A 12426-nucleotide genomic window follows, 5' to 3' on the forward strand; every position below is an offset into this window, starting at 1 on the left:
CAACGCGTCGACGTGGTCACACGACCAGAAGCACGTCCCGGCACACGTAGCCGGCCGTCGGCGAATACACCTCCAGTGTCCACCGCCCGCGCTCGGCGCGTGTCTCGGCGAGGAAGGCCCCGTCACCGCACGGCCGCATCTCCTCGTCCCACACGCATCCGCCGTTCTCGGCGAGGCGCCGCACCCGCAGACGCAACGCGGGTTCGGCGTTCGTCGCCCAGATCTCGAACGGCTCGCCGGCGACGGCGACATCGGGCAGCTCCACGCCGACCGGGTACTCGGAACTCAGCGCCTGGGCGAGCGGTACGTCGTCACAGATGCGCTTGAGCTGCTCGATGGCCTTGTCCGCGTTCATGAGATCAGCGTGCCTGCTGTCCAGCCACAGCGGCCGGCCGGTACTCGACCACTCGGGCGGGGTCTGGGCAAGGTAGGACACCGTGCCGTCACCACGTGGAGGCGGCAGGTACCGGTCATGGAAATCGGTGGACTTCGAGAAGTCGGAGTGGAACCTCGGTCGGCTCCCCATGGGGAACGAGACCGCCTGATCGGTGCGGTGTTTGTCGCCCCCGAACGCGAACAGGTCGTAGCGATGACGCCCGTACCGGGCGTCGTTCTGCTGCATGGCATCGTCGATCTCCATACAGAACCGCACCGAATCCTCGATCATCGACGGGTCCACTCCCTCCGGCGGGGTGCGGCTGTCCAGCGCGACCCTGCCGTGCTCCTCGTCCAGCACGATCCGGTAGGTCGGAATCAGCTGCCCGAGCGAGGGATACGTCGAGCAGATCTCGCGGATCTGCTCGTTGAGAGGTCCGGGCACCCACCGCGCCTGCCCCGTCAGGAACCGCAGCGCCTTGACGCTCCCCGAGAAGGGCGTGCCCAGCGTCGTGACCGACCGGGTCTTCTCCCATCCGCCGAGGACCTCTGTGTAATACCGCACGACGAGGCCGCCCATGGAACGGCACAGGAAGACCACCTTGGCGTCGCCGGCTCCGGGATGCAGTGCCGGATCGGCTGTCTCCTGCCAGCGCGACAGCCGCTCGTCGACGAACCGCCGCAGTTTCCGGGCCGAGTTGCGGTTGGACAGCCGCCAGTCGTAGGAGAAGACCAGGAACCTGTCCGCCTCGACACCCAGCTTCCCGCGGAGGCCGGCGTATCCGGTGTCGGAGATCAGGCCGGGCAGCAGACGCGGGCCGAGGATGGGCCCGCCCACGTCCAGGGCGTGCGGCGGTTCCGGATCTTCGTCCCCGATGCCCTGCTGCAGCTTGAGCGTCTCTCTGGTCCGCGTCGACCCGAGGACGCCGCCGATCGCCCGCAGGCTCAGGTCCCAGACGTCGTGCCCGTCCCGGGTCAGGGCCGTGCCCATGATTCCCGAAACCACGACGACGAGATCGTCTCTCACCGAATGCTCTCGCTTCCCTCTTGGGCGGTCTCCGCCCCTTGCCGCCGGACGATCCGTGGCGTCGGACCGCCCCCGTCGGCCGGCCAGGGCAGCACCACCTGGTCGCAGCGGAGGCTCTTCTGCGCGATGCCCTGGATCATGAGTGTGATGTCGTGCCCGTCGTAGGCGGAGTCCACGCTGGTCACCTCGTAACCGCGGGACTCGACCGGCTCCAGCCGCCGCTCCTGCCTGACGTCCCACAGCCGCAGGCTCCCGGACTCCCGGCTCCAGCCGGCGAGCAGGGGCCGTTCCGGCGGCCCGGCCAGAGTGAGCCCGTCGAGCGGCGCGCCGGGCTGCTCCGGAAGGTCGACCGGCCTGCCGATGCGGCCGTCGCACTGGCGGAAGCGCACGGTGTACGGCGTCGCGTAGGCGACCAGCGGAACGGACCGGACCGCCCGTCTCAGCAGGCCGGTCGCGACCGCCCTCGCGCCGGGGCAGTCGACCGGTTCCGGCCGGGCCTGGGGCTCGGCGAGGTTCCAGACCCGGACCGCGTCGCCGCCCCAGAGCGACAGCCAGGACGGGCCGCCGGGCACGCCGACCACGTCCAGCTGCTGCACGGAGCCCGAGGCGGTCAGCACGAAGGTGCGTCCCTCCCGCCAGGGGCCGGCCCGCTCCCACTGCTCGCGTTCCCAGGTGATGACGTTCTGCCCGGACGGCCACATCAGGCGCATCAGACCTGTGCCGGTGACGGACAGCCCGAGCGTGGGGGTTCGCAGGTCGGACGCGCCGGGCAGGTCGAACTCCTCGGTCCCCAGCAGCTCCAGTCGCGGGCCGAGCTTCCACAGCACCACGTGCCGGCGACCGACCGCCGCGGTCGCCCATCCCTCACCGGTTCTCGCGGCGGCGACCGCGGTCACCTGGTACGAGTGCGGGAGCCGTGGTCCCTCGACGACGCGGCCGGACCCGGTGTGCAGACTGAGCAGCACGTCGATGCCCTGTGAGCGGGCGAGGAGCATGGTCCCGTCGGAGTCCCGCACCAGCCGCAGTTGCGGGCTCTCGGCAACGCGGCCCCGGACAGGCGCCCGGGCGGCGCCTCCTGCCTCGAAGGGAGCGTGCGGCTCCCAGATGTGGAGCCGGGTGTCGTCGGCGACCGCCAGCCGGCCGGTTCCCGAGGGGTCGAAGGCCAGGGAATCGTGCCCGTGGTCGCAGGGCAAGGGGGTGTACTCCCTGCCGGACTCGTCCCACACATGCAGCTCGGCGTTCTCCTGCACGGCGGTCAGCACGCCGTGGGGGCCGTGCCCGAGGGTCACGGCCCCTCCCGCGCTGCGGGCGCGGAACCGGAGTTCCGCCTCGCCGTGGAAGAGGTCCTCCACGTGCCAGACGTGGAGCGTGTGGCCGTCCAGGGCGGCGATCACGGCCTCGGGTCCGTCCCCGCGAACCAGCACCGAAACTGCCTTGACCACCTCCGCGCCGTCGGTCAGGGAACGCGTGCGCACGAGCCGGTTCTGTCCGGTCCGCAGCCCCTGCACCTCCCACACGGTCACCCCTCCGGGGCCGCCCGTGACCACGCCCACCCGCCCGCCGGAGACGGCCAGAGCCACACAGCGCGCCTGCGCGGAGACGTGGAACGGCCGCCTCAACCGCCCTCGGGCGTACTTCAGGGAGGAGTCCCACCGCCACACCCAGGTGCCGGTCCGGTCGACCGCGGCGAGGAAGACGTCCCGGCGGTGCCGCGCGGAGGCGAGGGCGTTCGGCGTTCCTCCCCAGTACAGCTCCTCGACCGGGTGCCTGCGGTGGCCGTGCCAGATCCGCACGCACTGGCTGTCGTGCGCGGCGATCACCCGGCTCTCCCCGCGTCCGGAAGCCGTGACCCCCCGTTGCACGGGCGGCGAGTGCCATGTGGCCGGGCCCGTGGTCCTGGTCCGCGTCTCCCGCCCGTCCTCGGTCCACGAGGTGATCTCACCGGCACCGGCGATGTGGATGAGCCCGTCGCCGTCGGTCTCCCAGTGCACCGCGAGCGCCCCGCCCGACGGAGCGGGCCGGCTCCGTCGCAGCGGAAGCCGCTCCGCGCTGCTCCACACGTCGTCCCAGAAAACGGAAGGGGGCTTCGGCACGGCGTTCAGGAACTCCGGGGAGAACATGGCCAGGGCGGTGGCCCGCAGCACCGCCCATCGTGCCGGCGGCGACGGATGTCTGCGGAAGTGGTCGGCGACGCGCAGGTACAACGCGCTCTGCCGACCGGTCGCCAGCCGGCCGGCGACCAGCGGCTCCAGGACGTCGGGCGAGGTCGCCACCAGGAAGTGGTGGTCGGCCACCAGCTCCTCCAGGGCGTCGTCCCCGGCCAGAGCGGCGTGCGCCGCCAGGTAGTGGGCGACGTAGGGTTCGACGTCCTGCCAGCCCACACCTTCGCGCGGGGTGAGGGCGCGGACCACCGCGCGGTGCTGCTGTCTCTGCTCCGTCTCGCCGTACAGCAGGTGGGCGCCGAAACTGGGATGGTGGAGGCGGTAGACCTCCTGGCCGAACTCCTCGTCCTTGGCGATCGTCACGCCCGTGGCCGCGCGGATCACGGTGCTCAGGTCGGCGCTGTCGTATTCCCTGCCGACGGCGTCGTCCCGCACCGCGTTGGTCACGGCGAGCCACACTCCCGGCTGGGGCAGCCCGACGCCCTGAGCGAGAGCGAGGCTCCGCATGAAGTCCCGGACGCGGGCCGGGTCCTGCGGGTCGAGCCGGTCCAGCTCCTCCGTCAGCAGGGAGTCCAGGACGGCCGTGCCGCTCCGGAGTTCCCGGTCGAGCCGGTGCTCGTCGACCGGAGTGGGCAGCTGGGCGAGACGACGTGCCCACAGGGTGGCCACGAGGAAGAGACCGCTGCTGCGGCTCGCGATGTACTGCGCGACCGCGCTGCGCGTCTGTGCCGCGTCTCGCAGCCGGCTGTACGGGGAGTTCTCCTCGCCGAGGAGACGTTCCACATGGCGGGCGATGTCCTGCTCGACCTCGGCGGACCGGTCCAGCTCCATCGGACGCACGCAGTGCAGGACTTCCAGCAGGGTCTCGGCGGGCGGATCGCCCGGCAGATTGCGGCGCGGGTTGGCCCGGGTGGCGACCACCACGCGCACCCGCGGCTGTGCCGCGAGCGGGTTGAGCAGGCCGCGTGCGATGTCGAAGGCGTGACCGGCCGCGGCTTCGTCCAGTCCGTCGAACATCAGGGTGAGGCTGCCCTTCCGGCCGGCCAGGTCCCTGACCCTCTCCACACAGCCGGGCGGGGATAATCGGGCCCCGTCGGGCACCACCAGGCCCAACGGCCGCAGACGCTCCGTCAACTCCTCGCACAACCCGGCGAGCGTCTTGCCCCGGCAGTGCAGAGCGGCGTTCACCGAACGGAGTTCGGGCAGGTTCCGCGGCCGGCGATCCGCGGGCAGTGAGGCGACGAAGCTCTCCGTCGTCAGATGCGCCACATAGGCCAGCAGGGTCGACTTGCCCGCACCGGACGCTCCGGTGACGGCGAACATCCCCGATTCCTGGACGCGCAGCCAGTCGACCACTTCCGTGACCACCCGGTGTCGCGAGGCGAAGTCGCGCAGGTGCCAGCGCTCGCCGGAGTCGGAGAAGACGGGCAGTTCCGCGCGCCGGAACTCCCTGCCGATCCAGGACTCGTCGTCCTCCGGACGCAGCGCGGCGTTGACCCGCGGGGACCAGTGGGGATTGGTGAGGAACTCGGGGCTCAGGGTGTGCACTTCACGCCAGACCGGTGCCTGCCCCCGCATCAGGGTCTGCACGCCGAGCATGAGGTGCTGGAAGACGACGGTGTCCTTCTCCCGGCTGAAGATCCGCTCGCTCTCACCCACGACGAAGGCGGGATTCGACAGCACCTCTTCGAGACGCTCGACGAAATGGCCCTCCACCGCTTCCTGCCGGGACTCGGCGGTGGCGAGGTAGGCGAATCCGGCGAGGGAGCCGGACCGCCGCATCAGATCGCGCGCGTTCTCGACCTGGGCGCTCAGTCCCCGTACCGCCTCACCCGCGAAACAGGCGTCCAGGACGAGCAGGGTGTCCGTGGCGTCCTGGGCGAGCCACTCGACGAGTTCCGCGGCCGCCACGGCCCGGCCGGGGTCGAACCGGCCTGTCTCATAGCTGTCCTCACAGGCCAGGTAGAAGGTGTCGCCGACGACTTCGCCGTGCCCCGTCCAGTAGAGGATCCGCCGCCGCACCGCCTGCTGATGCAGCCGCCGCACGAACGCGCGAATCCCCTCGCGTCCCGCGGACGGGGGCGCCGCGGCCGTGACGTCCGCGCTGGCCAGGCTCAGCGCAGGGGCGTCGAACCCGAGGCGTCGGGTCTGCTCGACGAAGCGCGCGGCGGTCGTCCTCAGGCGAGTACGGTCCCTGGCCCCTCGCGCGTCCCCCCGGTACCGGTCGACGACGACGGTGGCGACCACCCCGTCCCGCCCGTGCGCTGGCTGCATCCCCGGGACTCCCCCCTCGGAGGCCGTCCCCACCTACCCGCCCATGGACAGAATGCTCGTGGAGACCTGACATCTCACGCCAAGAAATGTGTGCCGTCTCACATTACTGGACGGCTGGGCGGGTAAGGAGGCCGAATGAATCAGCGCGACGCGTTCGTCATCGGGGACATGGAGACGGACTGTCACATCTTCGAGGGAGACGGCACGCGCCCGATCCGCGAGGAGAACGTCACGGTCATCTATGAGGCGGGCCTTCGCCGGGTGGACCTTCCGGTGCGGGTCCAGCAATGGCGCCAGGAGATCGAGGCCGAGCAGAAACGCAGGCAGGCGGCGGGCGAGCGGTTCGCCTGGAACAACCCGCGGTTCGCCGTGGAGAGCGTCATCCTCTCCCGGACCGACGAGGACGAGGAGCCCCAGGTCCGGATCAGCCTGTGCGACGCGGACTACTACGACTTCCTCGCCACCTCGGTCAACCTGGACCGGCCGTTGGAGGAGCAGGACGCCTCCGCCACCCTGCGCTCGCAGTACCTGACGAACTCCGACCCGGTGGAGGCGCCGTCCTTCCTCTCCTGCAGCTTCGGCGTCAACGTCGCCGTGGAGACGGGGCGCGACCGGATGATGGTCTTCGCACGCCGGAGCGTGCACGTCGAGGGTCACAACAAGCAGCGCTGGAACTCCTCGGTCAACGAGGGGCTCGCCGCGATCCATGACGTGCCCAAGGACGGCGGGCCCATCAGCCTCAGTGCCGTGGCGCACCGCGCCCTGCGTGAGGAGCTCGCCGTCCAGGACGGGGACGACGTCCAGCTGGAACTGCTCGCCTTCGCGCTCGATCTGCGCAACCACCAGTGGGCCGCCTTCTACCGCGCCGTACTGACGGACCTCAGCGCCAAGGACCTCGTCGCCCGCCGCAGCCGGGGCGTCGAGGACAAGTGGGAGCACGACCAGTTCCGGTTCGTTCCGGCCGATCCCGACAGCGTGCTCGACTTCCTCCTGGAGAAGGACCCGGACAAGATCTGGACGCCCTGCGCGCCCGCCCTGTTCTACCTGGCTCTGGTCCGGGCCGCCGTCATCGCGCGGGGCGGCAGCCCGTCGGGCCGGCTGGACGTGGAGGCCGCCGAGCGCCGCGCGCTGCGGCGGCTCCAGGAGCACACGTGATCAGAAGATGTTCCGTACCCGATGCTGCTGGCGCAGCTTGAGGAACCTGGCCCGGACCTGATCGGCCGGCATCCCGGCCTCGGCCTGGATCAGGAGGTCCGCCAGGGCGTCTCGTGACTCCATGAAGCCGTGCCACTTCTGCTGGGGCTTCAGCCAGGTGTCCACCGCGGTCATCACCGCCACGATCAGCGCCAGCGCCGGCACCCACTTGATCAGCGAACTCCCGTGGCCGCCGCCCAGGTTCTGGTCGGCGGCCACGACGGCACTGGCGAGAATGAGCAGGATCCGGCTCAGGTAGTACGTCAGTCCGTAGTTGAAGGTCCCGACCCGCCAGCGACGCATCTCCCGGTCCATCTCCCTGCAGAGGGCCTCCGGCAGTCCGGCCGGTCCCCCGCTCTCCGCCGTAGTCTCCACCACGTCCTCGGCCATGCGTCCCCCTGCGACTCGTACCACGAATGGACGCTCCATTCTCCCAGGCCGGGCAGGGCCCTCCGGCCCGTCCAGGAGCCGCTGCCGGCCTGCGGGGGCCCGCTGCGCACCGCATTTCACCGGCCGTCGTGGCAGGCCCGGGTCAGCCCTGCAGCAGGACCACGCTCGACCGGGCCGGTACGTGCAGCACCCCGTCCGCGCCCGGCGGGTCGACGGGCTCCCACGCGGCCAGCACGCGCGCCTCGCGGGGGCCGAGGGGGATCGCGGCCGGCTTCTCGGCGAGGTTGACGGCCACCCGGACGTCGCCGCGCCGGAAGGCGAGCCAGCGTTCGGTGGCGTCGTAGGCCACCTTGATGTCGCCGAGGTCGGGGTCGGTCAGGTCGGGCTGCTCGTGCCGCAGCGCGATCAGCCGCCGGTACCAGGCCAGCACGCGCGCGTGCGGCTCGCGCTCGGGTTCGCTCCAGTCGAGGCAGGAGCGGTCGCGGGTCGCCGGGTCCTGCGGGTCGGGCACGTCCTCCTCGGCCCAGCCGTGCGCGGCGAACTCCCGCCGCCTGCCGCGCCGTACGGCCTCGGCGAGCTCGGCGTCGGTGTGGTCGGTGAAGAACTGCCAGGGGGTGCCGGCCGCCCATTCCTCGCCCATGAACAGCATCGGCGTGAAGGGCGCCGTCAGCGTGAGGGTGGCGGCGCAGCCGATCAGGCCGGGGGAGAGGGAGGCGGCGAGCCGGTCGCCCTGGGCGCGGTTGCCGACCTGGTCGTGGGTCTGGCTGTAGCCGAGGAGCCGGTGGCCGGCCACCCGTGTGCGGTCCAGGGGGCGCCCGTGGTGCCGGCCGCGGAAGCTGGAGTACGTGCCGTCGTGGAAGTAGCCGTTCGTCAGCGTCCGGGCCAGCGCGCCCAGTCCGGCGTGCGCGAAGTCGGCGTAGTAGCCCTGCGACTCGCCGGTCAGCGCGGTGTGCAGGGCGTGGTGGAAGTCGTCGTTCCACTGCGCGTGCAGCCCGAGGCCGCCCTCCTCGCGGGCGGTGATGAGCCGCGGGTCGTTCAGGTCGGACTCGGCGATCAGGAACAGCGGGCGGCCCGCCTCCGCCGCGAGGCCGTCGACGGCCGTCGACAGCTCCTCCAGGAAGTGGCACGCGCGGGTGTCCTTCAGCGCGTGCACCGCGTCCAGCCGCAGCCCGTCGAGCCGGTAGTCGCGCAGCCACGCCAGAGCGCTGCCCAGCAGGTAGGCGCGCACCTCGTCCGACCCCGGGGCGTCCAGGTTCACGGCCACCCCCCAGGGGGTGTGGTGGGTGTCCGTGAAGTACGGGCCGAACTCCGGCAGGTAGTTGCCCGACGGCCCCAGGTGGTTGTGCACCACGTCCAGGACCACGCCGAGGCCGAGTTCGTGGGCCCGGTCGACGAACCGTTTCAGCGCCTCGGGCCCGCCGTACGGCTCGTGCACGGCCCACAGCGAGACGCCCTCGTACCCCCAGCCGTGCCGCCCGGGGAAGGGGCACAGGGGCATCAACTCGACATGCGTGACGCCCAGGTCGACGAGGTGCCGGAGGCGTTCGGCGGCCGCGTCCAGGGTGCCCTCGCGGGTGTACGTGCCGACGTGCAGCTCGTACAGGACCGCGCCGGGCAGCGGGCGCCCGGCCCACTCCGTGCGCCAGGCGTAGCGGCCCTGGTCGACGACGGCGCTCGGTCCGTCCGGCCCGTCCGGCTGCCGGCGGGAGCGCGGATCGGGCAGCACGGGGCCGTCGTCCAGGGCGAACCCGTACCGCGAGCCGTCCTGCGCCTCGGCCTCGCCGACCCACCAGCCCTCCCGCTCGGGATCGCGCTCCAACGCGCGCGTGGCGCCGTCGCAATGGAGCGTCACACGGCCGGCCTTCGGTGCCCACACCTCGAACTGCACGGACGGTTCCCCTTCGTCTGCTCACCGTGATGTAGCCCGTCCATGGTGCTTCAAACGAGATCGATCCGCCCTCGCATCCGGCCTTTCGCGGCGAGTGTCGTCGCCGGGCCTGCGCGCGGGGGCCGTTTTCCCGTCTTCTGGACACCCGCTGGTCCCCTGACCGACAATCACGGATGTGACGTCGTCCTTCGAGTTCTCCACCTACCCCGCGCGGCTCTCCGACGCGGAGCGCGACAAGGCGCTGCAGGTGCTGCGCGACGGCGTCGCCATGGGACGGCTGTCGCACGACACGTTCGTCCGCCGGATGGAGCTCGCCCTCGCCGCCCGCCGTGCCGACGAGCTCGCCGCGCTCACCGCCGACCTCCCGCGCGAGAGCCGCTTCTCGCGCGTGGTCTTCGGCTCCGTCGAGGCGGTCTCCGGGTTCACCGTACGGCTGCGCAGGGCCTGGCAGATCGAGCGCCTGCCCAAGCTGCTGCTGCCCCATCCGGGCGACGGTCACCCGCTGCGCATAGGCCGCGACCCGGTCAACGGGCTGCGCCTGACCCACGAGACGGTCTCGCGGGTGCACGCGGAACTCAGCCGGCACGGCGGCACCTGGCTGCTGCGCGACCTCGGCTCGACCAACGGCACGACGGTGAACGGCCGGCGCGTCATCGGCGCGGCCGTCGTGCGCGAGGGCGACCAGGTCGGGTTCGGCAAGATGTCGTTCCGGCTCGCGGTCGGCTGAACGTCGTACCCACGATCCCGGCCCGGGCCCAGGCCCCAACCCCGGTCCCAGTCCCGGTCCCAGCCTTGGCCTGAGCATGATGCCGCGCTCGCCTGCGGTGATGGCTCAAATGGCTTTCTTCTCCGCAGTGTTGACGTATCCGACAACTCGTGACTGACTGTGCGTACGCCATGTATCCCCGATGCGACCGGCGACGCCGCACAGTGGAGGTGTGCCTTGACGCCCCTCCTCCGCTACCCGACCGTCGACGAGCTGGGAGCCCGCGCCGCGGCACTCGTCGCACGTCGTCCCGGGGACGCGCGGCTGCGCCGCGTCGGCACCTCTCGAGCCGGCACCCCGATGTGGCTGCTGTCCGTCGGGCACGGCAGCCGTCACGCCCTCGTCGTCGCCGGACCGCACGCCAACGAGCCGGTCGGCGGCGCGACCGCGCTGCGGCTGGCCGAACGCGCGCTGGCCGACCCGCTGCTCACCGAGGGCGCGGACGCCACCTGGAACCTGCTGCTGTGCCTCGACCCCGACGGCCTGCGCCGCAACGAAATGTGGCTGAAGGGCCCGTACACGCTCGGCCGGTACTTCCGGAACTTCTTCCGGCCGGGCTTCCTGGAACAGCCCGAATGGCTGCCCGCCGGCGCGGCGGCCGCCGCCCTGCCGGAGACCCGCACGTTGCTCGCCCTCCAGGACGAGCTGCGCCCCTTCCTGCAGTGCTCCCTGCACGGCGTCGACGTCGGCGGCGGCTTCGTCGAGCTCACCGACGACCTGCCCGGACTCGCCCCGCGCGTCGCGCACGCCGCCGCCCGCCTCGGCGTCCCGCGCGAGCTCGGCCCGTACGACACCCTGTACTGGCCGACCCTGGGTCCCGCCGTCCACCGCATCCCGCCGCCGCAGCCCGGCGACCTGGTCGCCGCGATCACCGAGGCGGCCGTCGAGTCGACCTGGTACCACCCGCACCGGCACGGCACCGTCACGGCGGTCGTGGAGGCGCCCATGTGGGGGGTGGCCGCCGTGGAGGACGGCTCCCCGCCCGCCGACGCGGCGGCCGTGCTGCGCACCGCCAGCCGCACGCTGCGGCGCGACACCCGGCTGCTGGGGCGGCTGCTCGCGCGCGTCCGGCCGTACCTCGCCGACGTGCCCGACACGGCCCGCCTGCTCGCCCCGGTGGACGACTACCTGCTGGTCTCCCCACGCCTCGCGGACACCTGGGACCCCGACGTCGCGGATGTCGCACGCCCGCTGCCGCCGCTGAGCACCGCCCACCTGACCGCGCTGCGCATCGCCGGGCGGCGCATCGCCCTGCGGACGGCCGGACTGCTCCACCAGCTCCTGACCGGCGCCGGGGGCGACCCGGCCGGCGCGCTGCCGGAACTGGACCGGCTCATCGACGAGTGGTGCGCCGACTACCGCGACGGCTGCTCGGCGCACTGGATACCGGTCGCGCGTCAGGCCGAGTACCAGACGCGGGTGGTGCGCGCGGCGTTCGAACTGGCCGCCCGGCGCGCGCCCGCCGCCTCCCGTTCGGGTGAGCCGGGCTGGGGTGCGCAGGCCGCCGTGCCGATGCATGGGGAATGAAGACCAGCCTCAAGGCGAAAGCGGTACGGGACGTATCCGTGGCCGCCGCCCTCCTCCTCGCCGGAGCCGCCCCCGCACAGGCGGCCGCCCGGCACCATGCCCCGGACGAATGGCTCTACCTCACCGTCGCCCACGGCGACGCCCCCGCCGGCGCCGGCCGCGACGCGCTGCTGCTGTGCGACCCGCCCGGGGGCCACGCCCGCGCCGCCGAGGCGTGCGCGGACCTGGCCGCCGTCGACGGCGACATCGGCGCCCTCCCGGCACGGAACGCCGTGTGCCCGATGGTCTACGCCCCGGTGACGGTCCAGGCCCGCGGACAGTGGCACGGCCGTCGGATCGACTACACCCACACCTACGCCAACTCCTGCGTCCTGCAAGCCCGCACCGGGCCGGTCTTCGCCCTGGACGACTGACCGGCGGCACGGGATCGCGCGCGGCGACGGTCGCGGTCCCCCTGCGGGGGCCGCACGACCCGCCTCCGCGCGCCTGCCCCTGCCCGGCTCGCAGCACTCCGCCTCCGCGCGAGTGCCCCGCCCGGCGTCGCAGCCGCACGCCGCCTTCGCGCGCGTGCCGTTGCCGGGTGTAGCGGCCGTGCGCTGCCTTCGCGTGCGGAGTGCCCCGCCCGGCGTCGCAGCCGCACGCCGCCCTCGCGCGCGTGCCGTTGTCCGGCTTCGCGGCAGCGGGCACGGCCCTCTGCGGTGTCGTGGCCGGAACGGGGAGGGACCGTGCGCGCGGGCGTCGGCGTCTCCGTCCGTCTGCCGCCATCCGGAGCGGGCGCGGCCGCCCCCTGCGGTGCCGTGCCGTGGCCCGGGGGCAGGAAGGG

Annotated in this window: 8 protein-coding genes; 4 read left to right on the plus strand and 4 right to left on the minus strand. The window is 72.7% G+C overall.

Annotated features, from left to right (window positions below; all coding sequences use genetic code 11):
- Positions 1-16: 16 nt before the first annotated feature.
- Positions 17-1402, minus strand: coding sequence for an esterase/lipase family protein (locus tag ACZ5GT_RS15265; RefSeq protein WP_469021988.1), 1386 nt, complete (start codon positions 1400-1402; stop codon positions 17-19).
- Positions 1399-5838: a hypothetical protein gene (locus ACZ5GT_RS15270; RefSeq protein ID WP_469021992.1), complete on the minus strand. Its 4440-nt coding sequence runs from the start codon at positions 5836-5838 to the stop codon at positions 1399-1401. The genes ACZ5GT_RS15265 and ACZ5GT_RS15270 overlap by 4 nt, the downstream gene beginning before the upstream one ends.
- Before the next feature lie 135 nt (positions 5839-5973).
- Here ACZ5GT_RS15270 and ACZ5GT_RS15275 point away from each other — a divergent pair, with 135 nt between their 5' ends.
- Entirely contained in the window at positions 5974-6993 is a 1020-nt protein-coding gene (locus ACZ5GT_RS15275; RefSeq protein WP_469021995.1) for a translation initiation factor 2, read from the plus strand.
- Here the strand turns inward: ACZ5GT_RS15275 and ACZ5GT_RS15280 are convergent, their stop codons facing one another.
- Together ACZ5GT_RS15280 and treZ are read right to left on the minus strand one after the other, a co-directional pair.
- Positions 6994-7422, minus strand: coding sequence for a hypothetical protein (locus tag ACZ5GT_RS15280; RefSeq protein ID WP_469021998.1), 429 nt, complete (start codon positions 7420-7422; stop codon positions 6994-6996).
- 142 nt (positions 7423-7564) lie between these two features.
- A complete protein-coding gene (gene treZ, locus ACZ5GT_RS15285; protein WP_469022001.1) occupies positions 7565-9310 on the minus strand; it encodes a malto-oligosyltrehalose trehalohydrolase in 1746 nt (581 codons plus the stop codon).
- A 175-nt stretch (positions 9311-9485) separates the two neighbouring features.
- On the opposite strand from treZ, the gene ACZ5GT_RS15290 reads away from it, so the two are divergent.
- The 3 genes from ACZ5GT_RS15290 (at position 9486) to ACZ5GT_RS15300 (ending at position 12016) form a co-directional block, all read left to right on the plus strand.
- Entirely contained in the window at positions 9486-10037 is a 552-nt protein-coding gene (locus tag ACZ5GT_RS15290) for an FHA domain-containing protein (RefSeq protein ID WP_469022004.1), read from the plus strand.
- Between the two features lie 216 nt (positions 10038-10253).
- Positions 10254-11603, plus strand: coding sequence for a M14 family zinc carboxypeptidase (locus tag ACZ5GT_RS15295; protein WP_469022011.1), 1350 nt, complete (start codon positions 10254-10256; stop codon positions 11601-11603).
- Complete coding sequence (locus ACZ5GT_RS15300) at positions 11600-12016, plus strand: SSI family serine proteinase inhibitor (protein ID WP_469022018.1); 417 nt, start codon at positions 11600-11602, stop codon at positions 12014-12016. The genes ACZ5GT_RS15295 and ACZ5GT_RS15300 overlap by 4 nt, the downstream gene beginning before the upstream one ends.
- The last annotated feature ends 410 nt before the right edge of the window (positions 12017-12426 follow it).

It is taken from the genome of Streptomyces sp. NPDC031340 (genome assembly GCF_055569945.1).

Coding starts and splice junctions, on each gene's coding strand:
- ACZ5GT_RS15280 (WP_469021998.1), bottom strand. CDS start 7,422: ATGGCCGAGGACGTGGTGGAGACTACGGCGGAGAGCGGGGGACCGGCC.
- ACZ5GT_RS15300 (WP_469022018.1), top strand. CDS start 11,600: ATGAAGACCAGCCTCAAGGCGAAAGCGGTACGGGACGTATCCGTGGCC.
- ACZ5GT_RS15270 (WP_469021992.1), bottom strand. CDS start 5,838: ATGCAGCCAGCGCACGGGCGGGACGGGGTGGTCGCCACCGTCGTCGTC.
- ACZ5GT_RS15275 (WP_469021995.1), top strand. CDS start 5,974: ATGAATCAGCGCGACGCGTTCGTCATCGGGGACATGGAGACGGACTGT.